Here is a 26,284-nt window from a genome sequence, read left to right as displayed (position 1 = left end):
ATTTCCTAATATGAATTCCGTTGCTGCCGCTATACACCGTTCAAGATCATATCAGCAACCTTTTCACCAATCATAATTGTAGGCGCGTTCGTGTTTCCCCCAACAAGACGCGGCATAACAGATGCATCCACAACCCGCAGTCCATCAACCCCATGTACGCGGCAGGCACTATCAACAACAGCCATCTCATCAACCCCCATCTTACAAGTCCCCACGGGGTGATAAATTGTGTCCGCACGTTTGCGAATGTCAGCCTCTAAAGCGGCATCGCTACCGTCATTTTTATAAAGCCTTTTTCCACGCCATGGCGCCAGCGCATCCGTTTCCATAATACGCTCAACTATACGACCGCCTTTTTTCAGCAATTCCATATCTTCTGAATCGCTTAGGAAATTAGGATCAATACGCGGTGCAGAGCTTGGTTCTTTATCTTTCAACCCGACCGCACCCCGACTTTTAGGGCGCAAAACACAAGCATGACAGCTAAAACCATCCTTAAAATGAATCTTCCGCATATGATCATCCACAATCCCAGGAATGAAATGCAACTGTAGATCTGGACGATCGATAGAAGGGTCCGATTTAACAAACGCCCCGCCTTCAGCAAATGGTGTTGCAAACAACCCGCTTCCATCACGTTTCCATTGGAACATTGCTTTGGTTAATCGGAACAACCCAGCAGGGTTTAGGCCGACAACATCAGAACGCTTCGAATGATAACTGACGATATAATCCAAGTGATCTTGCAAATTTTGACCAACACCAGATAGCTGATGCACAACATCAATGTCGTGTTTCTTCAATTCATCCACTGGCCCAATACCAGATAACATCAACAATTGCGGTGAACCAAATGCACCTGCACTAAGAATAACTTCTTTACGGGCTTTGATGTTTTTTGACCCATTTCCAGATTTTATCTCAACTCCCGTTGTGCGCTTACCTTCCATCACAATCTTATTCACTTGGGTTTTGGTCATGATTTTTAAATTAGGGCGCGAAGCCATAACAGGAAACAAATATGCAGATGCCGCTGAACAACGCTCGCCGACTTTATCGCCTTCGAAATGCTGAGTGACCTGTGGAATACAAGAACCTTCTTGATCCACGCCGTTCAAATCAGAATTAAACCGAATTTGCAGACTTTCCGCTGCCTTAATAAATGCATCCGTGATCGCACGCGGTTCTGATTGATCCCGCACTTTCAACGGGCCGTCGCCATTGTGTAAATCATCTGCGCCGCGCTCATTTCCTTCTGCTTTCAGAAAATAAGGCAGGACATCATCCCAACCCCAACCTTCACAGCCAAGGTCGCGCCATTCATCATAATCCTTTTGATGTCCACGTACATAAAGCATGGCATTCATAGCACTCGAACCACCCAAGGCCTTGCCACGCGGTTGAAATCCCATGCGGTTGTTCAAATGTTTTTGCGGTTCCGTGGTAAATGCCCAGTTGTTGATTTTCGGTCGTCCAGAAACCATCGTTGCGACCAATGCAGGTGCACGTACCAGAATGCTATCGCCACCACCGCCTGCTTCTATCAGACAGACTGTTGTCTTTGGATTAGCGCTTAAACGGTTTGCAAGTACTGAACCCGCAGAGCCACCACCAACGATCACATAATCAAATTCCATCTATTCCTCCCACAGAATGGACGGAGCCTAGAATAGGGTTTGGCTTTCTTGAAGGGTAAACGTGGCGTCACTCAACCAAGCAACGCCCCATTCCTTTATGCACGCAACGTACCACCAGTGGCTTTGCTGACTTTCTCAATCACCTTAGCACTCACCGCTTCGATATCTTTATCGGTCAACGTCGTATCAGTTGGTTGCAAGCGCACAGAAATCGCAACCGATTTCTTGCCTTCGCCCATCTGTGCCTCGGCCTTTTCACCGCTGAACACATCGAACACATAGGCATCCGTGATTAACGCTTTGTCAGCACCCTTGGCTGCATTGATCATTGCCAATACTTCCACTTCGCTATCCACAACAAATGCGAAATCACGCTCAACAGATTGCAAATCAGAAATCTTCAACGCAGGACGTGTTGCAGATTTTGCTTTCGGGAACGGCGACCTCGCCACATGTACAGCAAAAGCGACTGCTGGGCCTTTAACATTCATTGCATCCAAGATTTTCGGGTGAACCTCACCAAAAGCACACAGCACATTCTTTGGGCCCAATGACAACTTGCCTGAACGGCCTGGGTGCCACCATTCACGCGCACCACGCAGAACCATAAGTTTTTCTGGCGCGCCAATGGCAGACAAAACTGCCTCTGCATCCGCTTTTGCATCATAAGTATCCACGGCACGGCGACTGCCGTGTGCATCACGTTGGCCAGTGTGACCAATCAACAAACCTGTTGCCAAAACCTCTTGTTCTTCTGGCTCGCCACCGTGAAACACTGGGCCAACCTCGAACAAAGCCATATCCATAATACCACGTGCCTGATTACGGCTAGCGGCCTGTAACAAACCTGGCAAAAGTGATGGACGCATATGACTCATATCAGATGAAATCGGGTTACCGACCATTACTGCATCAGAACCACCACCAAACAATTCAGCGCTTGGCTTATCGATGAAGGAGTAAGTCACACATTCATTGTAGCCCAAAGCCGCAATTGTACGACGCGCCATTGTTTCACGGCGTTGCATTGGCGTTAAAATAGGCTTTGGAACACCTTCCGTCAAAGGCGGCAATGGCACACCTTGCAACTTAGTCAAAGATGCAACACGTGCAATCTCTTCCACCAAATCAGCCTCACCTAATACATCAGGGCGCCAGCTCGGGACGAACGCATCTTCACCCTTCAGGTCAAAACCCAAAGCAGTCAACGTTGCACGTTGTTCATCAGCAGGAATATCCATCCCGACCAATGACTTAACACGGTCTGTATCCAACTTATAACTGCGTGTCCTATCTGGGACGTCGCCCGCCACAATCATGTCAGACGCTTCACCACCACATAGCTCTATAATCAAAGCCGTAGCCAAATCCAAACCTTTAGGCGTGAACTCAGGATCAACACCGCGCTCAAAACGATAACGTGCATCTGAATTGATTTTTAGTTTACGACCTGTCATCGCAATCGTGATCGGATCCCAATATGCGCTTTCAAGGAAGACATTCACCGTGTCATCCGTACAGCCAGATGGCAAACCACCCATGATGCCCGCAATGCTTTCCACACCGTTATCATCAGAGATCGCCATCATACCCGCATCAAACGTGTATTCATTGTCATCCAACGCCATCAGTTTTTCACCACCAGCCGCAAAATGCACACGCAGATCACCTTTGACCGTATCCGCATCGAACACGTGCAATGGGCGGTTATATTCATATGTGAACAGGTTCGTGATATCGACCAATGTCGAGATCGGACGCAAACCAATCGCTTTCAAACGTGCCTGCAACCATGCAGGGCTTGGGCCATTCTTAACACCTTTAATCAAACGACCTGTGAACACAGGGCAACCTTTGGCTTGAACATCCGCATCAATGGTCACGTTGATATCGGACTTGAACCCGCCTTTGATTTCAACAGTCGGTTCAGGTTTCAACACCCCCAAACCACGTGCTGCCAAATCACGCGCAATACCACGCACACCCAACGCATCTGGACGGTTCGGTGTGATCGCAATTTCGATCATCGGGTCAATTTTATCAGGTGCATTTGCAGCCAAGTAATCCACAAATTTCGAGCCCACAGCAGGTTCATCCGCTAGCTCAATGATACCATCATGTTCGTCAGACAATTCCATCTCACGCTCTGATGCCATCATGCCATAGGATTCAATCCCACGGATTTTTCCGACACCGATTGTCGTATCAATACCCGGCACGTAAACGCCAGGCTTTGCGACAACCACATGGATACCTTCACGCGCATTCGGTGCACCACAGATGATCTGCAATTCACCCTCATCCGTGTCCACCTTGCACACCCGCAGCTTATCAGCATCAGGGTGCTTTTCGGCATGCTTCACATACCCAACAGTGAAATCTTTCAGCGTATCCATTGGGTTTACAACATCTTCGACTTCCAAACCAAGGTCTGTCAGCGCGTATAGAATGTCATCCATAGAAGCATCAGTGTCGAGGTGGTCTTTCAACCAAGAGAATGTGAATTTCATCGTGAAATCCCCCCATGCAAATTCGGCATATCAAGTGAGGCAAACCCATAGTGGCGCAACCAGCGTAGGTCGCTGTCAAAGAACGCGCGCAGATCAGGAATACCGTATTTCAGCATCGCAATACGGTCGATGCCCATACCAAAGGCAAAGCCTTGCCATTCGTTTGGATCGATCCCGCCCGCTTGCAGTACTTTCGGGTGCACCATGCCGCTGCCAAGGATTTCCATCCAATCGTCGCCTTCGCCGATTTTCAACTGGCCTTTGTCCCATGAACACCGAATATCCACCTCGGCGGATGGTTCCGTGAATGGGAAGTGTGACGCGCGGAAGCGCAGCTCCACATCATCCACTTCGAAAAACGCGCGGCAGAATTCTTCCAAAGTCCATTTCAAATTCGCCATACTGATGCCCTTGTCGATGCAAAGACCTTCGTATTGGTGGAACATGGGTGTGTGCGTCTGGTCATAATCCGCACGGTACACACGGCCAGGACAAATGATGCGACACGGCGCACCATGTTTTTCCATATGACGGATTTGAACAGGTGATGTGTGCGTACGCAAAACATGCGGCGGACGATCATCATCCGCTGCGCGGTGCATATAAAACGTATCGTGTTCCTGACGTGCAGGGTGTTCTGGTGCGATATTCAACGCATCAAAGTTATAGTGATCATTTTCGATCTGCGGACCTTCAGCAACACCAAACCCAAGGGATGCAAAGATCGCAACAACCTCGTCCGTTACTTGTGAAATTGGGTGAATGGTTCCTTGACGGCGTGGACGGCCAGACAAAGACACGTCAATCCATTCAGACTGCAAACGCTCGTTTAATGCAGCATCTGCCAACGCTGTTTTCTTTCCTGCAATCGCAGAGTTCACTTCATCTTTCAAAGCATTCAACGCAGGGCCTGCCACTTGGCGCTCCTCTGGTGTCATCTTACCCAGTTCGCGCATTTTGAGGCTAATTTCACCCTTTTTACCAACTGCCGCTACACGTAAATCTTCCAAAGTGCTTTCATCGCCTGCCGCCATGATGCCCTCTAGATATTTTGACTTTAATGCGTCCAGACCATCCATCGGTTTTTATCCCTTATTAACTTGGAGGTATGGATACCACAGCCCCCTAAATTCGCAACCCAATCCGCTGTCGTTTTATCGACAGCTCAAGGGTCTTCTGTGCACAGCACAGTCCGCTTAAACAAAAAAGCCCCGCCGACTTAACGGCAGGGCTTTTCAAAACTCTTTATACCTAAAGTTTAGGCTGCCGCTTTAGCTTGATCAACGATCGCACCAAATGCTTCTGGCTCGTGTACGGCCAAATCAGCAAGAACTTTACGGTCAACTTCGATACCAGCTTTCATCAATAAATTGATGAATTTGCTGTATGTCATTGCTTCGTCATGCGCACGAACAGCAGCGTTGATACGCTGGATCCAAAGTGCGCGGAAATTACGCTTACGATTCTTACGGTCGCGTGTTGCGTATTGGTTCGCTTTATCCACTGCTTGTGTAGCTGTGCGGAATGCGTTTTTACGACGGCCATAATAACCTTTAGCGGCTTTAATGACTTTCTTGTGACGTGCGTGGGTGACTTTACCAGATGTAACTCGTGCCATATCTCAAATCTCCTAGCGCGCGTAAGGCATATATTTTTTCACGATGTTCTCATCCGCTTTCGTCAACACAGTTGTGCCGCGAGCGTTACGGATAAATTTACGTGAGCGTTTGATCATACCGTGGCGTTTACCAGCTTGACCTGATTTAACTTTGCCAGAGGCAGTCACTTTAAAGCGCTTCTTAGCGCCAGACTTAGTCTTCATCTTGGGCATTTCCATCTCCTTCTTGAGTTGGTTTTATACGCGACTCGGCATACCCTTTAGGCCGGTCGCGCCAACAATCTGCGTCCTATATGCTTGCTTAATCAGGAATGCAAGGGATTCTCTTAGAATATCGCAGCAAAAATGCGTAATGCACTGTCCATAAAATCAATAGGCTTCAAAAGCTGCCCATTCAACAGATATGCATAGCCAACACCACCTATTCCAATCAAGACGAATAGAATTGGCGAAAGAACACCGTCACCTTCGCTCCGTGCAGATAGATACCCAATGATCCCTAAAAAAAATAGCAGCACCCCAGCCACGAAATATATATCATGTGGTTGCATGCTATTTTCCTTAAATCATTCAGTCTCGGCAGAAAAAATCATTTTTTCATCCACTGGAGCAACACGCAAAATATTAGTCGATCCAGGTGTATTGAACGGCACACCAGCAATAACGACAATCTTATCGTCTTCTGAAGCAAAATTATAGCGACGCGCAGTGCGTGCTGCACTGACAACAGCCAACTTAAATCGGGCCACTTCGTTTGTGACAACAGTATGTAAGCCCCAAACCAACGCTAAACGGCGTGCAGTTCCTACTTTGGGGGTTAAAGCAATAATCGGTACAAACGCTTTTTCCCGTGATGCCAAAACAGCTGTAGATCCCGATTCTGTAAAACAGCAAATCGCTTTAATATCTGTCGTTTCCGCAATTTCTCGTGCAGCTACGGTTATAGCCTCTGGAATGGTGGCGCTAGAACGCGTCCGCGATGCCGAAATCACCTTACGATAATTAGGGTCCTGCTCTACCTGGATTGCAACATTATTCATTGTACCCACTGCTTCGTTCGCATAATCACCAACGGCAGATTCAGCAGACAACATAACAGCGTCAGCACCCTCATAGATCGCAGTCGCCACATCTGATACCTCGGCACGTGTTGGCACAGGACTATCAATCATACTTTCCATCATTTGCGTCGCAACGATCACTGGTTTACCAACCGCACGACACGCACGGATCAAACGTTTTTGAATTGGCGGCACAGCATAAACAGGCAGTTCAACACCCAGATCACCACGTGCAACCATAACGCCATCAGATACTTCTAGAATGCTATCAAAACTATCAACCGCAGCTGGTTTTTCGATCTTAGACAAGATTGCTGCACGACCCGCCGCCATCTCGCGTGCTTCGGTCACATCTTCAGAGCGTTGCACAAACGACAGTGCCAACCAATCGACACCCAAGGAACACACAAACTCCAGATCGCCTTTATCTTTCTCTGACAAAGCGGCAACGGGCAGGATAACATCTGGAACATTCACACCTTTACGATTGGAAATCTTACCAGCAACTTCAACCGTACAATTTGCAAAATCATCACCGCAATCTTTAACTTTCAACGCAATCTTGCCGTCATTCACCAACAAAGTGGCTCCAGGTTCCAATGCCTCAAAAATTTCTTTATGCGGCAGTTGAACACGTTTCGCATCACCTGCAGCATCATCTAGGTCAAAGCGGAAATCTTGCCCTTCAACCAAATCCTCTGCTTCATTTGCAAACACGCCACACCGCAGTTTCGGCCCCTGCAAATCAGCAAGGATACCAATTGGGCGACCAATATCACGCTCTAAATCACGAATAATCTGGTGCTTTTCACGAATATCATCATGTGGGGGCACACTGTGGCTCATGTTAAGACGAAAGACGTCAGCACCTGCTTCGAACAGTGCTTTGATTGTTTCATATGTGCTGGACGCTGGCCCTAATGTAGCAACAATTTTCAAACTTCTTTGACGTCTCAATTCATCTCTCCAATATTTCACACCCGTCTTAAAGTGATTAGACAGATATTGCCAGTAGGCAGAAAGACCAGTAACCGACAATTGTTACAAAGACACGACAGAATGAATTTCAGACGATGGAATATTTCCGATGATGGATTATACCGCTTATAAAATTGAGGGCGCCCACCGTGAGGGCCAAGCAGTTATCATTTGCGACCACGCCACCAATACTGTGCCACATTTCGTTAATGGCGGGGACTTAGGTCTTTTAGAAACCGATATGCAGCGCCACATCGCCTATGACATCGGTGCATTGGGTGTATCGCAGCATTTGGCTATGCTCTTGGATGCTCCCATTGTCAGCTCTAATTTTTCGCGCCTCGTAATCGACCCCAATCGCGGCGCAGATGACCCGACCAGAGTGATGCGCCTTTATGACGGGTCTATAATCCCTGCGAACCGCCATATTAACGACACAGACAAAAACCTGCGATCAGAGTATTGTTACGATCCCTATCACGATGCACTTACACATGTGCTTGCAGGTCGCGCTGATCCAATCATTCTATCGATACATTCCTTCACTAAACAGCTAAACGGATATGCACCTCGCCCTTGGCATGTTGGCATTCTGTACGCTGATGATGACCGTTTGGCGGCACCACTTATAGCAGCTTGTGATGCGCATGATGATATCTGTGTGGGCGACAACCAACCATACAATGGCAAACTAACAGGCGATACAATGGATCGGCATGCATTGCAGCATGGGCGCATTCATGTATTGATAGAGGTCAGAAATGATCTGATTGAAACAGAAATAAATCAAAAACACTGGGCAGAAAAGCTCGCACCAATCATCGCTCAGGCGATTGAAGCAACCTTATCCAAAGAGACTTAAAATGGACGCACAAACACAATTGGAACTCGAAGCAGCAGCCTTTCGCCGCCTACGTGATCACCTGCAAAAACGCACCGATGTGCAAAACATCGACATGATGAATGACACAGGTTTTTGTCGTAATTGCCTTAGCCGTTGGTATCAAGAAGCTGCAAATGAACGCGGCATTGAAATGAGCAAAGATGAAGGCCGCGAAGCATTTTACGGTATGCCGTTTTCTGAATGGAAAGATAAATACCAAACAGAAGCAACCGCAGAACAAAAAGCAGCTTTTGCAAAATCACACAGCTAATAAAAAAGCCGCCCTATGCATGTTGCATGGGCGGCTTTCGTAATTCTAATAAGACCTATTAGATCGCGTTATTGCGGCTTTCCTCAATATAAATCTCACGCAAACGCGCAGCTACTGGACCAGGTTCACCAGCACCAACAGTTTCACCGTCCATTTGGACAACTGGAATTGCAAAAGCAGAAGCTGACGTGATGAAGGCCTCATCCGCATTTTGTGCTTCTTCTACTGTGAACTTACGTTCCACAACTTCCATCTGCGCCTCTTTAGCGACCCGTAAAATTGATGCACGTGTGATGCCATGTAAAATGTCATTCGACAATTCACGCGTGATGATTTTACCGTCTTTAACAATGTAAGCGTTGTTTGATGTGCCTTCTGTCACGAAGCCATCTTGCACCAACCATGCATCATCTGCATCAGCAGCCTTCGCCATCATTTTTGCCATAGATGGGAACAGCAATTGAACCGTCTTAATGTCACGGCGCCCCCAACGTTGATCCTCAACAGAAATCACTTTCATACCAGTTTTCGCGGCAGGCACTTCGATCACTGGGCGTGATTGTGTGAACAAAACCAATGTTGGCTCTGCATCTTTTGGGTATACAAAATCACGATCCGCAGAGCCGCGCGAGATTTGTAAATAAATGCCACCCTCTTGTAGGTCATTGCGTTTCACCAATTCGCGGTGGATTTCCAGCAGGTTGTCGAAGTCCTTTGGCTTGCCCATGCCCAGTTCGCTCAAAGAACGCTCCAAACGTTTTGAATGGCCCGCATATTCCAAAAGCTTACCATCCAAAACAGACGTCACTTCGTAAACAGCATCCGCCATAAGGAACCCACGGTCGAAAATAGAAACCTTCGCTTCTGATTCTGGTAAATATTCGCCGTTTAAAAATACAGTTCTTTCCATCAGTCTATCCCCAAAGGTTCGCATCCGCAGGATGAACACCTTGTTCATCGAAATAAAGCGGGTTTTCACGGTCTTCGCCCAATAAAAGCGGACCGTCAAGATCAACAATTGCTGCACCCTGTGCAACTAAAACAGCAGGCGCCATAGCCAACGATGACCCTACCATGCAGCCCACCATCACTTTATAACCCTGTGCCAAAGCATCATCACGCAGTTTAAACGCTTCGGTCAAACCGCCCGTTTTATCCAGCTTCACGTTGATGATGTCATATTTGCCTTTCAGTTCAGCCAAACTGCTGCTGTCATGGCAACTTTCATCCGCACACACTGGTAGTACACGTTCAAGTGTTAGCAAGGCATCGTCTTCACCAGCAGGGAATGGTTGTTCCACCATCTCCACACCAAGATCAACCAAGACAGGCGCCAACTCTTTGTAGAGTTCTGGCGTCCAACCTTCATTCGCATCCACAATAATACGGCTATCAGGCGCGCCAGCACGCACTGCTTTGATCCTTGCGACGTCTTCTTGTCCGCCACCTAATTTGGTTTTCAGCAAAGGGCGAAATGCATTTTCAGCCGCTTGTGCTTGCATCTTTTCAGGCGTTTCTAAAGATAATGTATAGGCTGTAATTTCAGCAGAAGGCGCAGATATGCCCGCCAATTCCCAAGCAGGTTTCCCTGCTTCTTTAGCTTCTAAATCCCACAATGCACAATCAACTGCATTACGTGCAGCACCCGCTGGCAAAAGATCACGCAATGTATCACGATCAAATTCAGCGGGTAGAGACATCACTTCTGCCTCTACACTGTCCATCGTTTCGCCGTAGCGTGCATAGGGTACGGATTCACCATACCCAGTATGGTCACCACGTTTCAATGTTACCGTGATCACATCCGCTTGCGTTTTCGACCCGCGCGCGATGGTAAACACCTGCGCGAGCTTGAAATTATCTTGGCTTACAGCTTTTTCAATTTTACTCATCTGGACACCCTAGCAGTCAGCTAGAGCATCTACCAGACGGTCAGCGCCATTGCGGAATGGATCAACTGTTGGCAATCCCATTTCAGCTTCGACTTTCGCCAAATACGCAGCTGACTCGTCATCAGATAGGTGCTGTGTATTCACTGAAATACCAATCACTTTACAGTCAGGGTTACCCACTTTTGCCAATGCCAATGCAGTGTCGCGCAACTCTTGCAAGGATGGTTGTTGGTAGCCAGGTAAGCCACGCATGTGTGTACGTGTTGGTTCATGGCATAGAACCAACGCATCAGGTTGACCGCCATGCACCAATGCCATTGTCACACCAGAGTATGACACGTGGTACAATGAGCCTTGACCCTCGATCAGATCCCAGTGATCCGCATCATTGTCAGGTGTAAGATATTCAACAGAACCAGCCATAAAGTCAGCAACAACAGCGTCCAAAGGAATACCGCCACCTGTGATCAAAATACCTGTTTGGCCTGTTGGGCGGAACGTTGCTTTCATGTTGCGCTCATGCATGGTTTTTTCCATTGCAAGGCCAGTGTACATTTTACCAACGGAACAATCTGTACCAACAGCCAAACAACGCTTACCTGTACGCTTCACACCGTTCGCGATTGGGAATTCAACCATAGGAACGCGCACGTCAAACAATGTACGACCATGCATCATTGCAGCCGCAGCGATATCTGCTTCGTCGCGTAAAAGGTTATGCAAGCCAGATGCGATATCCATGCCTTTTTCCAAAGCTTCAATCAGCACTGTTTTCCATTTGTCAGAAATATAACCACCACGGTTTGCAACGCCGATCACAAGTGTTTTGGCACCAGCAGCGACTGCTTCATCAATCGTCATATCCGTTAAACCTAGATCAGCCTGGCAGCCTTCCATACGGAATTGGCCAACAGACGCATCAGGACGCCAGTCCTTGATACCGATAGCCACTTTAGCTGCTAGCATGTCAGGCGCGTCGCCCAAGAATAATAGATATGGAGTTTTGATCATGATGCCCTCGAGAATTTGTGTTTCTCGAGCTATTTACCAAAAGCAGCTGAATGAACGTTCTAAAGTAACGCGCTTAATGTGATTAAATTAGAAGATACGACTAATTATATCCTAAAAATACTAATTATCTTGCACATAAAAACACACAAACGCAGATTTCTTCACATTTGATGAGTCGTTATGTCAACAAAGCAACTGGCTTAAATGAATCTTGAACGAAATCCACAGGCATCGCTTCGCCAACTGCTGTGTGGCGTTTGTATTCATAAATCATTTCACCGGATTCGACCTTGGAATATATGATCAGACATTGCGACAGATGCTTTGCACCGTCGTATAAATCAACAAAACCACGCAAGTTTGGCGCCTGTTCTGCCGGCAATGAAAACCCACCAGACCAGTTGCGTAAAACGGGGTAAATTTCTTCGCCCGCTTTGATCCGTAAACGGTTCTTTTTACGGCGTGCTTTATCTTCGGCGCGGCGCATGCCCGCTAAAATATCTGCTGAGAAATATGTATCCATAACACCATCCTTATGGGGTGCATCATGACGGATCAATGTTACATTTCAATGAACATTTTGACACAGTAACGTCATCATTATTTCACTCAAATGGCCTGTATGATCCACGTGCACAACCTGTGCACAGGGCGTATGACTTTTCATCATACGCCGATTTGCTTAAGTATTGTGATCCTCAACCAAATCCACACCCACAACAGGGCGTAAGACATGCGGCATCTTCGGATCATAAAGCGCTGAATCTTTGAAGTCGATTGAGGCAGCTAAGGCAGGACCAACAAGGATCAAAGCTGTACGCGTGATTTTCTCTTTGCGGACTTTTTTACGGATGTCCGCCAATGTGCCACGGATAATCATTTGATCTGGCCAACCAACACGGTAACCGACAACCACTGGGCAATCTTCGCCGTAGTGTGGGATTAACTGACGTTCGATTTCACGCATGTTACGCACAGCAAGATGGATCGCAATCGTGGCACCTGTCCGCCCAAAGTTATCCAATGTTTCCCCTTCGGGCATACCAGTCGATTGCATCGACATACGTGTCAGAATGATGGATTGCGCCACCTCTGGAATCGTCAATTCTTGACCAATCGTAGCAGCCATTGCTGCATAGGCTGGCACACCTGGGATGATTTCAAAATCGATGCCGTCTTTGCGCAGGCGACGGATTTGTTCGGCAATCGCACCGTATAAAGAGGGGTCACCAGAATGCACACGCGCCACATCTTCATCACGATCGCGTGCCGCCAAAATTTCCGCATGTGTGTCATCCAATGTCATTGCTGCCGTGTCTTTGACAATCGCATCTTTTGGCGCGAACGCCACAACTGCCTCTGGCACCAAGGAACCCGCGAACAGGCACACTGGGCATTTTTCGATCAGGCCTTTGGCCTTAACTGTGATCAGATCAGGGTCACCTGGGCCTGCACCGATAAAGTAAACTTTCATGATAAATCTCCATCGATTTTGCGGGCATAACCGCGTGGTGTGTACATGCGCGGGCCTTCGCCCAATTCTGCAAGTTTAGAGTTTGATGAGCCCACTAGAACAACAGTCATCATATCGACCTCATCCACCTCAAGCTCTGACAATTTACGGTACCGAACGCTTTCATCTGGGCGACCCAAGGAGCGCGCCAACATAACAGGCGTATCAGCTGGACGGTGTTGCAACAGAATATCGCGCGCTTCTGCCAGTAATGTGCGGCGCTTCATGGAAACTGGGTTGTAGAACGCAATCACAAAATCGCCCTCAGCTGCTGCATTTAAACGTTTGATGATATCTGTGCGGTGCGTCAACAAATCAGACAATGAGATTGCACAGAAATCATGCCCTAATGGAGCACCCGCACGCGCGGCAGCCCCTTGCAGAGCACTGACACCTGGTGTGCATTTCACTTCAACGCGGTGTGCAGCATCCGACACACCCATTTCATCTGGGCCACGGTCCATCAATTCGAATACCAAAGCGCCCATTGCATAGATGCCCGCATCACCAGAACAGATCAGCGCAACGTTTTTGCCTTTTGCGGCTTGTTCTAGGGCAAACCGACAACGATCTTCTTCAGCACCAAGGTGAAAATCAGATCGTGTTTTTCCGTAGGCCAATGGGCCTAGCAGGTCGATATACAGGCCATAGCCAACTAATTCTTCGGCTTCAGCGACCAATTGGCTGGCTTCTGGTGTGCGCCATGAGGCTTGGCCTGGTCCAATGCCAATGATCGAGAGTTTACCACGTGAACGGCCTTTGAATTCTGTGACTGGTTCCGCAGAAACTGCCAATGCACATGTTGCGTTTTTGGTTTTTTGCTTTTCGATTTTCAGCACTGCATTATCGCCCAATGCCAATGCAGCACCTTCGGATACACCGTGGCATCCGACCTCTGTAAACACCACATCAGATGGGTTTGCCAAATCGCCAGCATGCGCTTCTAATTCCGCCGCTGTGAAAATACGGAACGGCACGCCAAGACGGTTTGCCAGTTGGTTCATGGCAGGCTCATCCGCCTTTAGATCAAGCGAACCGATGGCTGCGATTGAACCTTGGGCAATGTCATTATCGGCAAGTGTTTTTTGCACCAAACCCCACAGCTCCTGCGGGTCGCAATTTCGCGCACAGCCCACACCAAGCGTGTATTTTTGTGGGTGATAAATCAGTGTCGTATCATCCCCCGCAATTGGCTTGTCCGTTGTGATTAATTTAACCGCACCGTTTGGCGTTGTTTCCAAATCCCAGATATTTTCGCCTTCGATCTGAACACCATCACCCGCCAGCATCGCCGCCATTGCACCCTTTGCGTTTTCAGAGTTTGCCAAACGCCATCCCAATGGGGGCTCATCCAATGCGACACCCATTGCGATATCACCCGCTGTTGTCACAGCCGCATGACCAGACAACGCATCAGCCAGTTCTTTTGCCAAACGGTTGGCACCACGGTGCCCGCCCAAAAGTGGTACGACCGTTGAACCATCATCCGCCACGCTGATAACAGGTGGTTCTGCTGTTTTGTCGCTCAATAGTGGTGCTACACCGCGCACCAAGATACCACTGGCACATACGCCAATCACAGGTGTTTTGGCGGCAAATAGATCGCGTACATGATCCAAAGCATTTGCAAAGAATGCATCTGCTTGGTCAACGCGACCTTCGCGGCCGTGCACTGCATAGCCAAACGTTTGCGCGATTTTATGGGCTGTCGTCTCGCCAGAGCGGGACAGACAAAGAATTACAGGATTTACAGCCACGGGTCATTTCCTTTTGAAACGAGGATCATTGAAAAATAAGGTGCTTTCTCTGGCGCATCCGCCAGCGGCATCACCTTTTGGTTTGGAAGGGTCGCACGTTCGATATAGTGCGCGTACTCCATGAGGTTTTGATCAGTTAGGATAGCTTTAACCTTGCTCAGATGTCGTCCAACCTTCATCACGGAAATCGCTTCTGCATTCGCGATTTTTTGCGCAAGTTCTTCGGCAGGTAAGGTCGCGGGTACGATTGTCAGTACCTCGCTGCGCGCCACCAATGGACGTTCTACAACAGATGCACAGGCAGAGACGGAGTTTACACCTGGTACAATTTCCACATCGAAATCACCTGACAGACGGGAAAACAAATACATGAAGGAACCATAGAAAAATGGATCACCTTCGCATAACACCACGACGTCTTTGCCAGTTTCCAGAACCGCGCGAATTTCTTCGGCACCTTTATCATAGGCGTCTTGGGCAGGTTTACGCGCCACGGACATTGGAATTTCGATTGCGATTTCTTTTGTGCCATCAGTAATATGGGTTTCGGCGATGGAACGCGCGAAGCTGCTACCACTGTCCAAGGTTGGATACGCGAGACAAGACGCGTTGCCAATTAGGCGCGCTGCTTTCAGCGTCATCAATTCTGGATCACCTGGACCCAGACCAATTCCGTAAAGTTTTCCGTTCATCTTTTTACCAGACTATATTGGGTGACAGGCATTGCTGGTTTCCAACCCATTTTGTTGCCGACAGGGATAGCACGGGAAAACTGTAGGCGGCTTAACTCACCCCCGTGTTCTGCGTGTTTATCCAACAGCACTTGTTCAGATCCAAGCGTCACCGCGTTGCAGACCAAACGGCCCATTGGTTTTAGGGCGACAAGGCATGCTTCAAAGGTTTCCGCACTTAATCCGCCACCTACAAAAATGGCATCAGGCGCCTCTAGATCATTCAGCGCATCTGGTACGGGCTGATCGATCAATGGTAGGTCGAACCCACCCAAATTCAACGCATTCGCTTTGGCAAAAGCGCGGCGGTCTGCGCGGGTTTCGATACCAATAGCACGGGCATTGCGCGCGCTGCGCATCCATTCCACGGCAACCGATCCGCAACCGCAGCCAACGTCCCACAACAGGGCATTTGGCATGGGCATCAGTTTGGCCAAAGTGATCGCACGCACCTCTTGTTTGGTCATTGTGCCATCGTGCTCAAAAGCATCATCAGGCAGGCCAGAACCTTGTGGCATGATATGCTCAACAGCATCCGCGATGCATTCAATTGCAAGTGTGTTTAGATCGGGAACTTTATGCGCCCAATTCATTGCATTACCTTCGAAACGAGTTTGATCAGCTCCACCTAAATGAGACAGCGCCGTTAGCTGACTATCCCCAAACCCTGCTTCCTCCAGAAAAGCGGCAATCTCAGAAACTGCGGCACCATTGCTGGTCAGCAACAACAGTTTTCGGCCGTTTTGCAAAAGTGGTTTTATCCGTTCAATCGGGCGGCCATGCACTGAGAGGCAATCCACGTCTTGCAATGCCCAGCCCATTTGCGCAGCAGCCAGTTGAAACGCGCCAACATGTGCATGAAATTGCACCTCTGCCATATCGAATGCAGCCACGATATTATTGCCAACGGAGAACCACAGCGGATCACCTGTTGCCAGAACCACGACATTTTCCCCCCGCAGAGATTGCAATTGAGAAATCAGCGCATCAAAGGGCGAAGGCCAGTTGATGCGTTCTGCAGAAACATCGCCAATCAATGCATGATGACGTTTGCCGCCTACGATATAGTCTGCGTTTTGGACAGCCGCGCGCGCCTTAGGGGATAAACCATCCACACCATCTTCGCCGATGCCGACAATATGCAACCACGCGGTCATTGTTTAATCTCGATCAGGCCAGCCGCCAATGCATTGACTGCAGCAGAGGCCATAGCGGATCCGCCCTTGCGCCCGCGCAATGCGACGAAATCGCAACCACGCGAATTGCTTGCAAGTTCAGCTTTGCTTTCTGCTGCCCCCACAAAACCCACTGGGAACCCAAGGATACAAGCGGGTTTTGGATAGCCTGCATCAATCAATTCCAGCAAATGGAACAAAGCTGTTGGTGCATTGCCAATCGCTACGACAGCTCCATCCAAGTGGTTTTTCCATAATTCCACGGCAGCAGCAGAGCGCGTATTTTCAATCTCTTTTGCAAGATCAGGAACAGATGGATCATTCAACGTCACGATGACCTGATTGTCATTTGGCAAGTAGCGGCGAATAATCCCCGCACCGACCATTTCACAATCGCACAGTATCGGTTTACCTGCCAACAACGCATCACGCCCTGCTTGACCAGCATCTTGTGAAAAGCTCAAACGATCTGCAATTTCAACCATACCGCACGCGTGGATAAGACGCGTCGCAACAGCATGCAGATCGTCAGGAAACCGGTCTAATCGCGCTTCCTTTTGAACCGTGGCAAAGCTTTGCTTATAAATCGCAGTTGGTGAGCGTTCATAAGGCAGCTTGCGGATATGCGGCGTATCCTTGATCACTTTTTACGGGTGCTTTCTGGGCCATGTGGGTGCTTTGCATGCGGGTAAACAGGATGTGCATGGTCATGATCATGGTGATGGTCATGGCTGTGTCCGTGATCATGCGAATGGTCGTGGTCATGATGGTGGTGATGGTCCATATCCAAACGACATTCACCCGTACAGAATGTATCGCACAAATTACAATCCCCAACGTTTGAACCAGGGGCTGTTGCCCCTTGACCTTCCACATGGTGATGGTGGCTTTCTTGTGGTGCGCCAACCTCATCTTCAAAGCCCAAAATCTGTGTGCGGTATTTACAGGTCGCACAGTTTGGCGGAGGAATTTCACCCACTTGTTCTGTCACGCGCTCAGCAAAAGTTTCGATGACTTTATCATGGTCATTCAAATAACCAGCTTTTACGAATTCAATATCTGAATATTTTTCAGCACATTTATCAGTGAAACCGTAGATACGGTCGATCAAGATACCTGAAAATAGGAAATATGGGAAAACAATGACACGCTTGTAACCAAGCTTTGCCACGTGATCCAAACACGGTTCCACCAATGGGAATGTCACGCCTGAATAACCAACTTCGCACCAACCGAAACCAAAACCTTCCCACAACATGCGGGCAATTTTAGACACGTTCGAATTCGCATCAGGATCTGATGCACCACGACCGATAACAACCAAAGCTGTGTCTGCAATCGCCACTTCACCATGCTCTGCATTTGCTTTATCAACAGCATCTTGAATGCGCCCACCTGCGGCTGCGATCATTTTAGGGTCAACGCCCAGTTCGCGGCCGTAAGAGACATCGATGTCATTTTCAGCAGCGTACTTGTTCAGCACTGTTGGAATATCATTTTTGGAATGCATCGCAGCAAATAACATACCAGGGACGGCGAGGATTTTTGTACAGCCTTGGTCGCGCAAACTGTCCAAACCCACACGGATTACAGGGTTTGCAAATTCAAGGTAACCGTATTCAACAGGCCATTCTGGTGGCAAATAAGCTGGTAAACGTTCAGCAAGAACAGAGAATTCACGCACAGCATCTTCACTGCGGGAACCATGCCCGCAAATCATCACACCAATTTTTTCTTGTGTGCCACTCATGCTTCTTGTCCCTCTTCTGTGGAGACTTCTTCTTGCTCTTCTTCATCACGTTTTTTGCTGCCTTTGACAGCATTCAACAAACCCAGCGCGATGGCAGTGCCAATAGCAGCAGCACCCAGCCAATGGTCGTGACCTAATGCCTCGCCAAGATGGCCGTAATGCGCAAAAGCAGTGGATGGCAGTAATGTGAATGAAATGATGAGAAAGTTCTTCATAGTCGCTCCTTTAATTTCAAACAGAATAGGGGCGTCTTTTGGATAACGATGTTTTGTTGCATCCCCTGTTTGGGTCAACGCGCCAAAACGCTCCTCTCTGACCCTTACGGGCTTCGTTGAATCGATGTATAGGCATAGGGTGGTTTGGTTGCAATCCGATTCACGCCCACATGCGGCACTTGAGCGACATCGATTTGATTATTATGTGCGCGTTTAATCAACACCCTTTGTATTGTTTGTGCGCATTTACACAACACTTCCTTCGTTTATCCTGTTTGCAAATAGGAGAAATGATATGGGTCAGCTTGTCGATGGAAAGTGGTCAACCGAATGGTATGACACAAAAAAATCTGATGGAACATTTGTGCGTGATATCGCGGCATTTCGCAATTGGATCACAGCCGATGGGTCTGCGGGATCGTCTGGCATTGGTGGGTTTAAAGCTGAAAGTGGTCGGTATCATTTATATGTATCAGCCGCCTGTCCGTGGGCGCATCGCACGTTGATTTTTCGCAAGCTCAAAAAGTTAGAAGATCATATTACCGTGGATTTCGTTCATCCTGATATGTTGGATGATGGCTGGACGTTTGAACATAATGGGGTTGCACAAGGCGATCGTTTGCATGGCTCGTCTTTCATTCGCGATATTTATACCAAAGCTAGACCTGACATGACGGGGCGCACAACTGTCCCTATCTTATGGGATAAAAATACGAATACGATTGTGTCCAATGAATCCTCTGAAATTATCCGCATGTTCAATACGGCGTTCAACGATGTTACAGGAGACACCTCGGATTACTATCCTGAACATCTGCAAGAACAGATTGATGAGATCAACACCCGTATTTATTCCAGCATCAACAATGGTGTTTACAAAGCGGGCTTCGCGACAACACAATCTGCTTATGATGGTGCTGTGAAGACATTGTTTGAAGCATTGGATTGGGTCGAAAACCATTTAAGCCAAAGCCGCTATTTGGCAGGCGATCAAATTACCGAGGCTGATTGGCGATTGTTCACCACGCTTGTGCGCTTTGACCCCGTCTATGTTTTACATTTCAAGTGTAATCGCAACAGGATCGTCGACTTTCCAAATCTATGGGCCTATACGCGTGAATTGTATCAACATGCTGGCGTATCTGAGACGGTGAATTTCGATCACATCATTCGTCATTATCATTACAGCCACGATACGATCAGTCCTAACCGCATTATCCCAATCACACCACATATTGACTGGGATGCTCCGCACGGTCGGGGTTAATATCCACTGCAATGATCAACGACAGCGACTAAATCATCCGGTTCAATCGGTTGATTCATGAACCCGCGCGCATTGGGCAAAATCTCAAAGATAGATCCATCTGAAAAGAAACTACTTGCCGAAACAACAATGATGGAAATATCAGGATTTTTATAACTTGCAAAATCGGTGATCGCCAAAGAACTGCTGTCTGGCATCATAAGATCAATGATCAATACGTTGCAGATATCAAAACGCAGGCTATCCAATGCTTGCTTTTGCGTTTGCGCCAAAGCTACATCAAAACCATGGCGTTCTAAAAAGCCACGCCATGTATTCCCTAGGTTTTCATCAGATTCTACTATTAACACTTGCGTATTCATACGCACACCTCGCAACACCCACCCGCTGTTAATTTTTGTTCAAAATTTATTAACATTTTCTTAATTTAGGCCAAACAGGTCGTTTCTGATTGTGTTTTTTTGCAATCTTCTGTTCTAAAGTAACAAACGAATAAGGAGCCTAAAATGACAACAGTCATTACTGTTTGCGATACATGCAAAGCAGAGACATCGCTAACACCAGATGCCCCAGAAAAAGATGGTGCAAAACTTGCTACCCTTGTCGAAGCTGCAGCAAAGGGCAATGAATCTGTAGAAGTTCGCAGGCATTCGTGCCTTATGGGGTGCAATCATGGATGTAACGTTGCTCTTCAAGCAGAGGATAAGCTTACATATGTGATGGGTCGTTTCGAGCCAAACGAAGAGTCTGCGAATGGTATCGTTGAGTATGCAACTTTACATGATAAAAGTACTTCTGGACAAGTACCATTTAAACAGTGGCCTGCTGCTGTAAAAGGCCATTTTGTATCCCGCATCCCTGTGTTGAATACTGATAAAGCATGAGCGAAAAGCGGGACCATGGTGGAGGATTAAATGCAGCCATTGATCAATATGGCGGTGTTCCCACGGATTGGATTGACCTCTCTACAGGTATTAATCCAAATCCATACCCCATCCCTGAAATCCCTCTTAAATTTTGGCACAGCTTACCAGACACGCAGCCAACACAAGCACTCTTAAACGCAGCTCGCGCTCTTTGGAACATCCCGAAGGATGCAGTGATTGTGCCCGCTTCAGGTGTATCTGCGATCATTGCAATACTACCCTTATTAAAACGGTCCAGAAGCGTAAGTATTATTGGCCCAACTTATAATGAATTTGCAGCATCCTTTCGAGATCATAATTGGGATATTACCGATACTGCGCCAGCACAAATCCGCGTTCATCCCAATAACCCTGATGGCCGCGTATTTACGCAAGACGAAATTACAAATGCACACCAATCTCTAACGGTCGTCGATGAAAGTTTTTGTGATATTTGCCCAGACAAAAGTCTGATCCATCTTGCAGATCAACCCGATTACATCATTTTAAAAGGGACAGGTAAATTTTGGGGGCTTGCAGGTATGCGTTTGGGATTTGCAATCACCACACCTGTTCTCGCAGAAAAACTTGGCCAGCTTTTGGGTCCATGGAATATTTCTGGTCCAGCACAGTTTATCGGAACACAGGCTTTGTCAGATGCCGCATGGATTACGAACACACGTATAGATTTAAAAAATATGGCTCGAAATCTTGATGCAATTATATCGCAAAGCAACTTATCAGTTTTAGGTGGCACCGATTTATTCCGTCTTGCGCAATGTGATAACGCGGTGCGATTGCACGATCACCTTTGTAAGCATAATATTCTTACACGCGTTTTTCCCTATTCAAACAATTGGATCCGGTTTGGTTTACCAGCCAATGAACACGATTTATATAGAGTTCAAATGGCACTAGGAAGTTATGCATGAACCACATCGAGATTTTACTTTTAGCAATTATCCTTGATGCTATATTCGGTGAACCCGAATGGTTATGGAACCGCGCTCCACATCCAATTGCAATTGTTGGAGACGCTATCCGTTGGCTTGATGAAAAACTGAATGTAGAGCCAATTCGTAAAGCCAAAGGTATCATCGCAATTGCTGTTCTTGTAATACTCGCTGGAATGTTGGGTTGGGTTTTGACTGCATTACCAGATTTTGGTATAATCGAAGTCATTGTTGTATCCATCTTATTGGCCCACAAAAGCTTGGTGCAACATGTTATGAATGTTGGCATTGCCTTGGCCCAAGATTTAAAACAAGGCCGCATTGAAGTCGCAAAGATTGTAGGTCGCACAACAAATCATATGCAACCAAGTGATGTATCTCGTGCAGCAATTGAAAGTGCTGCAGAAAACTTTTCTGATGGTGTTATAGCTCCAGCCCTATGGTACTTGTTTCTTGGTTTGCCTGGCATAATAATTTACAAGGTTGTCAACACTGCCGATAGTATGATCGGATATAAAAACGAACAATATAGCGACTTTGGTTTTGCTGCTGCAAAGTTGGATGATATCATGAATTGGGTTCCGGCACGCGTATCAGCTGTGTTAATTTGCTTAACTTCAAAACCCCGCAATAGTTTTGACATCGTTTTGGATGATGCGCCATTGCACCGGTCACCAAATGCAGGCTGGCCAGAAGCTGCAATGGCAGCTGCCTTAAACATCGCCCTTGCTGGACCACGATATTACGATAATCAGAAAATGGATTACCCATATATGAATGCAGAGGCGCGGCATCAACTTAACCCAGAAGATATAAGACGTTCGGTATCTATATTGAATATCGTATGGACGGGGTGTGCAGTCATGTTATTTATTCTAGTTCTGTTATTCTAAAGCTAGGAATAAAATGGGAAATATGGCTCATAGAATTGTATATTGAGTTCCAAATCCGCTCTTTGCCTACAGTCACGTTTGCCTTGATACGTTGTTCGCCCTCTCCCTTATATCCTGCATTTAAAATGATTTGACCATTTTTTTCGGCCTGACCAGCCAAATCAAATAAGGCTTCTAATTTCCCGTTTGGTTGCCTGAAAACACCAATTGATGTGGCCTCAATAACCCCAATGATTTTGCCAGCATTTCTTAAGGAGAGGTTTGTAGGTGTTCCATTAGAAAACCTTGACGCATTACCATCTTGTAAAATGATCCCAACTTGAAATTCACTTTGAATTGGTTGTATTTTGAAAACAGTCTCTTGTGCTGAGTATTCAAAACCTGCTTCTGCTGTCTTTACACCAACAACCGTGCCCGCCAAAGACGCATAAATATAAGTGTTTTTGATTTTTTGATCTAGCTCTCTCAAGCGGCGATTTAGGTATCGCATTTCTTGGGTCGTTTGCTCAATCACAGCATTTAAATCTTCTTCTTTTTCGAGCTGTCGCGAAAAATATGACGCGCGCACTTCGCGTAAATCCTGCTGTGCGATTGCAAATTGCATCAATGGAAAATACTTGTCTCGATAAGCTTTTTGCAATGCTTCTTGATCTACACCAAACGGAAACTCCTCTTCGTTTACATCACTTAGGTCTGTGGTAATTAATCCCCGAACAGTTACAACGCGATCTAAAACTCTTACCTGATCTTCAAGCGAAGCGATCATTTCTTCTGTTGCTTGATCCAATCTGATGTTTTTAAAAAGCTCTCGTTCGCATTTAGATACTTTATACTTTACATTGTATTCAGTCGTCATTTCATCGACAAGCAGCTGCGCATCATATGGCAACTTAAATGTGGATTTACTTGCCTTCAATGAAGCAAGGCAATGTAGCTCAATAACTTTTTCTGCAAAATTTCTTTTGGTTTCATCATAATTAAGCTGGACATCATCTACTTTTAACGATGCTAATACAGTCCCTTTTTGAACAAACTGCCCAGCGCTTACATATATCTCATCGAGAACACCTGTCACTGGTGCTGGTATATTTTTCACAGGCGTTAAGTTTCGAACATGAACCCAACTTGCCTGCGAATACGATAGTCGCGCATTGTAAAAATAAACACCCATGGCAAACATGCAAAACAACAGCACCATAATTGCAGTTCCAAATAGCAATACGGCTTTTCCTTGCGCACGTAAGTTTACCTTCTGATTGTTTTCAGCAACAAGACTCTCGACATTTAGTAAGCCCTTTGGAATAGATTTTTTGCGCCTGAAAAACTGCCACATTTATGCACCTATCGCAGTCTCAACTGGAACTTCGTTTTCCATTAGGGAAAACCTAACCGTAATTTGGCGGTAACCCTCTTTTAACCTTTGTTGGAACTGATCCGTATTTGATAAAAGCCGCAATACTTCCATGTTCGCAACATCAGAAACTACCCCATCAGATTCTGGCATTTCTAAAATTTCCCCGCGGTCATGCAACGTTATAACGACATCTTTTAAACCCACCTTTAGGTCAATAAGACTTTCTTCATCACGAACACCAAAGCTGTCACGCGGCGCTAAGAATAAAAGGTCATTGGCCCCAAGTTTCACACGCTCGCGAAAGCCATGATCAAATTGATGCCCTAATTGCGCATCAAGCCATAATCCTAATCTAAACCCATCTCGCTTATTAGGTTTAAAGGAGACACGGACCCATCTTTCATGGTGTCTGGCCAAAACTTCATCCATTGGCCCGCGGTCCGTTACAATCCCACGATCTAATTTTATAACTTCATCAGCCGCTGACATAAGATAGTCGTCATCTGTTGCTAGCAATACAATCTTACCCTCAGTCTTTGCCTTTAAGATCAACGCTAAAAATGCAGCTTTTGATGCTTTATCCAAAAACAATTCTGGGGAGTCTATGATTAGAATGGACGGTTCCATATATAATGCTCGTGCAATCGACACCAGCTGCCCCTGTGCATTAAAGTTATTCTCCAAGCGATCGTTTACCAAATCTTCGCCTCTGAAGACATCTTCATACGGGTCAAGTTGCATTAACAACTCAAGTGCTTTGTATATATCTGCTTGTGGATCGAACCCCGTAACATTTTCAACAAACGTCCCAGGCAAGTTAATCGGGCTAGGTGGCACATACCCAACCGTCCGTTCCCCTTGGACTGTTCGGTCTAATTTTTTACCATTAAACTCAACACGCCCTGCATTAAAAGAATTGGTCGCTATAGCTTTTAAAATACGTGATTTTCCACACCCTGACGGCCCAATAAACGTCAGACATAAACCAGCAAATACATCCGCAGAAATTGCACCAAACCCATCCCCTTTCAAATCGTCAATGGACAGAAAACCTGTTGTGGGAACTGTTTCATTTGGTGTTACGGTGTTATTACCCTGTTTCGATAATATCTTTTCTAAATGACTGACATCACGTCGTGGTGTGGACAATGACTGTACTTGATAGCAACGAATAAACACCTCTAGGTTCAATTGGTTCAAGAACACCGTAGCTATTGCTGTACCCATAGAAACATTATTATTGATCACCAAGGAAGCGCTTAAAATCAACACAAAAACAAAAGTAGCTCTCCGTAATAAACTTGTGGTTAACCATTGGCCGAGCGTTTGAAAATCCAAACGCTGAATAGATGGAAACACACCTTGGGCCGCCATTTCATAAAAAGCTGGCCCAAGCCCACAGGCATCGATTTCCTCCGCTTCGAAATCAGGTAGATTTAAATCATTTTTTTGTTCCTTTTTAAGCGGCTTCCGGTATTGCCAAGCCAAAAACAAAATACCTGCAGAAACAATTGATGGCAGTGCTAATAATGGGTGAATAAACCCTACCAAAATCGCCCAAAAAATTGCAAAGCATGAGTCTTGAAAAAATATGACACCACGTACATTCACCACGTAACCCTGCAGTGCTTTCATACGCATAAATTCAATTAAACAAACGCAGATAACAGTTGTTAAGCCCAGATACAGGAATGTCCATAAAGCACTGCTATCAGCAGAAGGTAAAACACGATCAAAAATGATTAATGCAATTGCCGGCAAACCTACCAATAAGAAACTTGTTAAGAACCCTAAAATTCCAGATGCAATTCGCATCCATGACGGTATGTTATACATTGAAGACGCTTTTGAAGCTGCGACATTACTCTCCTTAGGTACAGATAATTCTTGTAACATATCATTCTCCTACC

General features: G+C 46.6%; 27 protein-coding genes. 6 read left to right on the top strand and 21 right to left on the bottom strand.

Annotated elements, in window-relative coordinates; translation table 11 throughout:
* Window positions 1-29: 29 nt before the first annotated feature.
* The 7 genes from F9L33_RS09050 to pyk form a co-directional block, all read right to left on the bottom strand.
* Window positions 30-1,637 (bottom strand): GMC family oxidoreductase, encoded by a 1,608-nt coding sequence (locus F9L33_RS09050; protein WP_152142427.1) that lies wholly within the window; start codon window positions 1,635-1,637, stop codon window positions 30-32.
* Window positions 1,638-1,732: 95 nt separating this feature from the next.
* Complete coding sequence (pheT, locus tag F9L33_RS09045; protein WP_152142426.1) at window positions 1,733-4,147, bottom strand: phenylalanine--tRNA ligase subunit beta; 2,415 nt, start codon at window positions 4,145-4,147, stop codon at window positions 1,733-1,735.
* Window positions 4,144-5,217 (bottom strand): phenylalanine--tRNA ligase subunit alpha, encoded by a 1,074-nt coding sequence (gene pheS / locus F9L33_RS09040; protein ID WP_152142539.1) that lies wholly within the window; start codon window positions 5,215-5,217, stop codon window positions 4,144-4,146. The genes pheT and pheS overlap by 4 nt, the downstream gene beginning before the upstream one ends.
* Window positions 5,218-5,405: 188 nt before the next feature.
* Window positions 5,406-5,765 carry a 50S ribosomal protein L20 gene (rplT, locus tag F9L33_RS09035; RefSeq protein WP_152142425.1) on the bottom strand — a complete coding sequence of 120 codons (360 nt, stop codon included), beginning with the start codon at window positions 5,763-5,765 and terminating at the stop codon, window positions 5,406-5,408.
* Window positions 5,766-5,777: 12 nt separating this feature from the next.
* Entirely contained in the window at window positions 5,778-5,978 is a 201-nt protein-coding gene (gene rpmI / locus F9L33_RS09030; RefSeq protein ID WP_152142424.1) for a 50S ribosomal protein L35, read from the bottom strand.
* 113 nt (window positions 5,979-6,091) lie between these two features.
* Entirely contained in the window at window positions 6,092-6,316 is a 225-nt protein-coding gene (locus F9L33_RS09025) for a hypothetical protein (protein WP_152142423.1), read from the bottom strand.
* 15 nt (window positions 6,317-6,331) lie between these two features.
* Window positions 6,332-7,783: a pyruvate kinase gene (gene pyk, locus F9L33_RS09020; protein ID WP_152142422.1), complete on the bottom strand. Its 1,452-nt coding sequence runs from the start codon at window positions 7,781-7,783 to the stop codon at window positions 6,332-6,334.
* A 130-nt stretch (window positions 7,784-7,913) separates the two neighbouring features.
* On the opposite strand from pyk, the gene F9L33_RS09015 reads away from it, so the two are divergent.
* Together F9L33_RS09015 and F9L33_RS09010 are read left to right on the top strand one after the other, a co-directional pair.
* Window positions 7,914-8,666 carry an N-formylglutamate amidohydrolase gene (locus tag F9L33_RS09015; protein WP_370452102.1) on the top strand — a complete coding sequence of 251 codons (753 nt, stop codon included), beginning with the start codon at window positions 7,914-7,916 and terminating at the stop codon, window positions 8,664-8,666.
* 1 nt (window position 8,667) lies between these two features.
* Window positions 8,668-8,958, top strand: coding sequence for a DUF1244 domain-containing protein (locus tag F9L33_RS09010; RefSeq protein WP_152142421.1), 291 nt, complete (start codon window positions 8,668-8,670; stop codon window positions 8,956-8,958).
* A gap of 58 nt (window positions 8,959-9,016) precedes the next feature.
* Here the strand turns inward: F9L33_RS09010 and F9L33_RS09005 are convergent, their stop codons facing one another.
* From F9L33_RS09005 to F9L33_RS08955, 11 genes are all read right to left on the bottom strand, one after another.
* On the bottom strand, window positions 9,017-9,868 hold the full coding sequence (locus F9L33_RS09005) for a D-amino-acid transaminase (RefSeq protein WP_152142420.1): 852 nt from the start codon (window positions 9,866-9,868) through the stop codon (window positions 9,017-9,019).
* 4 nt (window positions 9,869-9,872) lie between these two features.
* Window positions 9,873-10,850: an N-acetyl-D-Glu racemase DgcA gene (gene dgcA, locus F9L33_RS09000; protein ID WP_370452101.1), complete on the bottom strand. Its 978-nt coding sequence runs from the start codon at window positions 10,848-10,850 to the stop codon at window positions 9,873-9,875.
* A 9-nt stretch (window positions 10,851-10,859) separates the two neighbouring features.
* Window positions 10,860-11,861 carry an N-acetyltransferase DgcN gene (dgcN, locus tag F9L33_RS08995; RefSeq protein ID WP_152142419.1) on the bottom strand — a complete coding sequence of 334 codons (1,002 nt, stop codon included), beginning with the start codon at window positions 11,859-11,861 and terminating at the stop codon, window positions 10,860-10,862.
* A gap of 178 nt (window positions 11,862-12,039) precedes the next feature.
* Entirely contained in the window at window positions 12,040-12,384 is a 345-nt protein-coding gene (locus F9L33_RS08990; RefSeq protein ID WP_152142418.1) for a hypothetical protein, read from the bottom strand.
* A 159-nt stretch (window positions 12,385-12,543) separates the two neighbouring features.
* Window positions 12,544-13,335: a precorrin-4 C(11)-methyltransferase gene (gene cobM / locus F9L33_RS08985; RefSeq protein WP_152142417.1), complete on the bottom strand. Its 792-nt coding sequence runs from the start codon at window positions 13,333-13,335 to the stop codon at window positions 12,544-12,546.
* Window positions 13,332-15,131 carry a precorrin-3B C(17)-methyltransferase gene (gene cobJ / locus F9L33_RS08980; protein WP_152142416.1) on the bottom strand — a complete coding sequence of 600 codons (1,800 nt, stop codon included), beginning with the start codon at window positions 15,129-15,131 and terminating at the stop codon, window positions 13,332-13,334. The genes cobM and cobJ overlap by 4 nt, the downstream gene beginning before the upstream one ends.
* Window positions 15,122-15,823, bottom strand: coding sequence for a precorrin-2 C(20)-methyltransferase (gene cobI, locus F9L33_RS08975; RefSeq protein WP_152142415.1), 702 nt, complete (start codon window positions 15,821-15,823; stop codon window positions 15,122-15,124). The genes cobJ and cobI overlap by 10 nt, the downstream gene beginning before the upstream one ends.
* A complete protein-coding gene (gene cbiE / locus F9L33_RS08970; RefSeq protein WP_152142414.1) occupies window positions 15,820-17,019 on the bottom strand; it encodes a precorrin-6y C5,15-methyltransferase (decarboxylating) subunit CbiE in 1,200 nt (399 codons plus the stop codon). Before cbiE ends, cobI begins: the two co-directional genes overlap by 4 nt.
* Window positions 17,016-17,681, bottom strand: coding sequence for a precorrin-8X methylmutase (locus tag F9L33_RS08965; RefSeq protein ID WP_370452100.1), 666 nt, complete (start codon window positions 17,679-17,681; stop codon window positions 17,016-17,018). The genes cbiE and F9L33_RS08965 overlap by 4 nt, the downstream gene beginning before the upstream one ends.
* A complete protein-coding gene (locus tag F9L33_RS08960; protein ID WP_152142413.1) occupies window positions 17,678-18,787 on the bottom strand; it encodes a sirohydrochlorin chelatase in 1,110 nt (369 codons plus the stop codon). Before F9L33_RS08960 ends, F9L33_RS08965 begins: the two co-directional genes overlap by 4 nt.
* Complete coding sequence (locus tag F9L33_RS08955) at window positions 18,784-19,080, bottom strand: DUF6732 family protein (RefSeq protein ID WP_226804050.1); 297 nt, start codon at window positions 19,078-19,080, stop codon at window positions 18,784-18,786. The genes F9L33_RS08960 and F9L33_RS08955 overlap by 4 nt, the downstream gene beginning before the upstream one ends.
* A gap of 217 nt (window positions 19,081-19,297) precedes the next feature.
* Here F9L33_RS08955 and F9L33_RS08950 point away from each other — a divergent pair, with 217 nt between their 5' ends.
* The gene (locus tag F9L33_RS08950; RefSeq protein ID WP_152142411.1) at window positions 19,298-20,269 is read left to right on the top strand and encodes a glutathione S-transferase family protein; all 972 of its coding nucleotides are present in this window, start codon (window positions 19,298-19,300) and stop codon (window positions 20,267-20,269) included.
* Here the strand turns inward: F9L33_RS08950 and F9L33_RS08945 are convergent.
* Complete coding sequence (locus tag F9L33_RS08945) at window positions 20,266-20,631, bottom strand: response regulator (protein WP_152142410.1); 366 nt, start codon at window positions 20,629-20,631, stop codon at window positions 20,266-20,268. The genes F9L33_RS08950 and F9L33_RS08945 overlap by 4 nt on opposite strands.
* A 144-nt stretch (window positions 20,632-20,775) precedes the next feature.
* Here F9L33_RS08945 and F9L33_RS08940 point away from each other — a divergent pair, with 144 nt between their 5' ends.
* From F9L33_RS08940 to cbiB, 3 genes are read left to right on the top strand one after another with little or no spacing between them, the layout of a single operon-like run.
* Window positions 20,776-21,153, top strand: coding sequence for a DUF1636 domain-containing protein (locus F9L33_RS08940; protein ID WP_152142409.1), 378 nt, complete (start codon window positions 20,776-20,778; stop codon window positions 21,151-21,153).
* Window positions 21,150-22,106, top strand: coding sequence for a threonine-phosphate decarboxylase (locus F9L33_RS08935; protein ID WP_152142408.1), 957 nt, complete (start codon window positions 21,150-21,152; stop codon window positions 22,104-22,106). Before F9L33_RS08940 ends, F9L33_RS08935 begins: the two co-directional genes overlap by 4 nt.
* Window positions 22,103-23,020 (top strand): adenosylcobinamide-phosphate synthase CbiB, encoded by a 918-nt coding sequence (gene cbiB, locus F9L33_RS08930; RefSeq protein WP_152142407.1) that lies wholly within the window; start codon window positions 22,103-22,105, stop codon window positions 23,018-23,020. The genes F9L33_RS08935 and cbiB overlap by 4 nt, the downstream gene beginning before the upstream one ends.
* Here cbiB and F9L33_RS08925 read toward each other — a convergent pair.
* Complete coding sequence (locus F9L33_RS08925) at window positions 22,998-24,353, bottom strand: biotin/lipoyl-binding protein (protein ID WP_152142406.1); 1,356 nt, start codon at window positions 24,351-24,353, stop codon at window positions 22,998-23,000. The genes cbiB and F9L33_RS08925 overlap by 23 nt on opposite strands.
* The gene (locus F9L33_RS08920) at window positions 24,354-26,270 is read right to left on the bottom strand and encodes an ATP-binding cassette domain-containing protein (RefSeq protein ID WP_152142405.1); all 1,917 of its coding nucleotides are present in this window, start codon (window positions 26,268-26,270) and stop codon (window positions 24,354-24,356) included. It lies immediately after the preceding gene.
* Between the last annotated feature and the right edge of the window lie 14 nt (window positions 26,271-26,284).

Source organism: Amylibacter sp. SFDW26, assembly GCF_009184395.1.
GTDB lineage: Bacteria > Pseudomonadota > Alphaproteobacteria > Rhodobacterales > Rhodobacteraceae > Amylibacter.
This window is presented reverse-complemented; position numbering and strand designations above follow the sequence as displayed.

Excerpts from the sequence above, each read along its gene's own strand:
- cbiB (WP_152142407.1), top strand. The coding sequence starts at position 22,103 with ATGAACCACATCGAGATTTTACTTTTAGCAATTATCCTTGATGCTATA.
- F9L33_RS08940 (WP_152142409.1), top strand. The coding sequence starts at position 20,776 with ATGACAACAGTCATTACTGTTTGCGATACATGCAAAGCAGAGACATCG.
- rpmI (WP_152142424.1), bottom strand. The coding sequence starts at position 5,978 with ATGCCCAAGATGAAGACTAAGTCTGGCGCTAAGAAGCGCTTTAAAGTG.
- cobM (WP_152142417.1), bottom strand. The coding sequence starts at position 13,335 with ATGAAAGTTTACTTTATCGGTGCAGGCCCAGGTGACCCTGATCTGATC.
- F9L33_RS08935 (WP_152142408.1), top strand. The coding sequence starts at position 21,150 with ATGAGCGAAAAGCGGGACCATGGTGGAGGATTAAATGCAGCCATTGAT.
- cbiE (WP_152142414.1), bottom strand. The coding sequence starts at position 17,019 with ATGACCGCGTGGTTGCATATTGTCGGCATCGGCGAAGATGGTGTGGAT.
- F9L33_RS08925 (WP_152142406.1), bottom strand. The coding sequence starts at position 24,353 with ATGTGGCAGTTTTTCAGGCGCAAAAAATCTATTCCAAAGGGCTTACTA.
- F9L33_RS09010 (WP_152142421.1), top strand. The coding sequence starts at position 8,668 with ATGGACGCACAAACACAATTGGAACTCGAAGCAGCAGCCTTTCGCCGC.
- F9L33_RS09015 (WP_370452102.1), top strand. The coding sequence starts at position 7,914 with ATGATGGATTATACCGCTTATAAAATTGAGGGCGCCCACCGTGAGGGC.
- F9L33_RS08920 (WP_152142405.1), bottom strand. The coding sequence starts at position 26,270 with ATGTTACAAGAATTATCTGTACCTAAGGAGAGTAATGTCGCAGCTTCA.
- dgcN (WP_152142419.1), bottom strand. The coding sequence starts at position 11,861 with ATGATCAAAACTCCATATCTATTATTCTTGGGCGACGCGCCTGACATG.
- rplT (WP_152142425.1), bottom strand. The coding sequence starts at position 5,765 with ATGGCACGAGTTACATCTGGTAAAGTCACCCACGCACGTCACAAGAAA.
- F9L33_RS08990 (WP_152142418.1), bottom strand. The coding sequence starts at position 12,384 with ATGGATACATATTTCTCAGCAGATATTTTAGCGGGCATGCGCCGCGCC.
- F9L33_RS09025 (WP_152142423.1), bottom strand. The coding sequence starts at position 6,316 with ATGCAACCACATGATATATATTTCGTGGCTGGGGTGCTGCTATTTTTT.
- F9L33_RS09050 (WP_152142427.1), bottom strand. The coding sequence starts at position 1,637 with ATGGAATTTGATTATGTGATCGTTGGTGGTGGCTCTGCGGGTTCAGTA.
- F9L33_RS08960 (WP_152142413.1), bottom strand. The coding sequence starts at position 18,787 with ATGAGTGGCACACAAGAAAAAATTGGTGTGATGATTTGCGGGCATGGT.
- F9L33_RS09005 (WP_152142420.1), bottom strand. The coding sequence starts at position 9,868 with ATGGAAAGAACTGTATTTTTAAACGGCGAATATTTACCAGAATCAGAA.
- cobI (WP_152142415.1), bottom strand. The coding sequence starts at position 15,823 with ATGAACGGAAAACTTTACGGAATTGGTCTGGGTCCAGGTGATCCAGAA.
- F9L33_RS08950 (WP_152142411.1), top strand. The coding sequence starts at position 19,298 with ATGGGTCAGCTTGTCGATGGAAAGTGGTCAACCGAATGGTATGACACA.
- F9L33_RS08945 (WP_152142410.1), bottom strand. The coding sequence starts at position 20,631 with ATGAATACGCAAGTGTTAATAGTAGAATCTGATGAAAACCTAGGGAAT.
- pheT (WP_152142426.1), bottom strand. The coding sequence starts at position 4,147 with ATGAAATTCACATTCTCTTGGTTGAAAGACCACCTCGACACTGATGCT.
- dgcA (WP_370452101.1), bottom strand. The coding sequence starts at position 10,850 with ATGAGTAAAATTGAAAAAGCTGTAAGCCAAGATAATTTCAAGCTCGCG.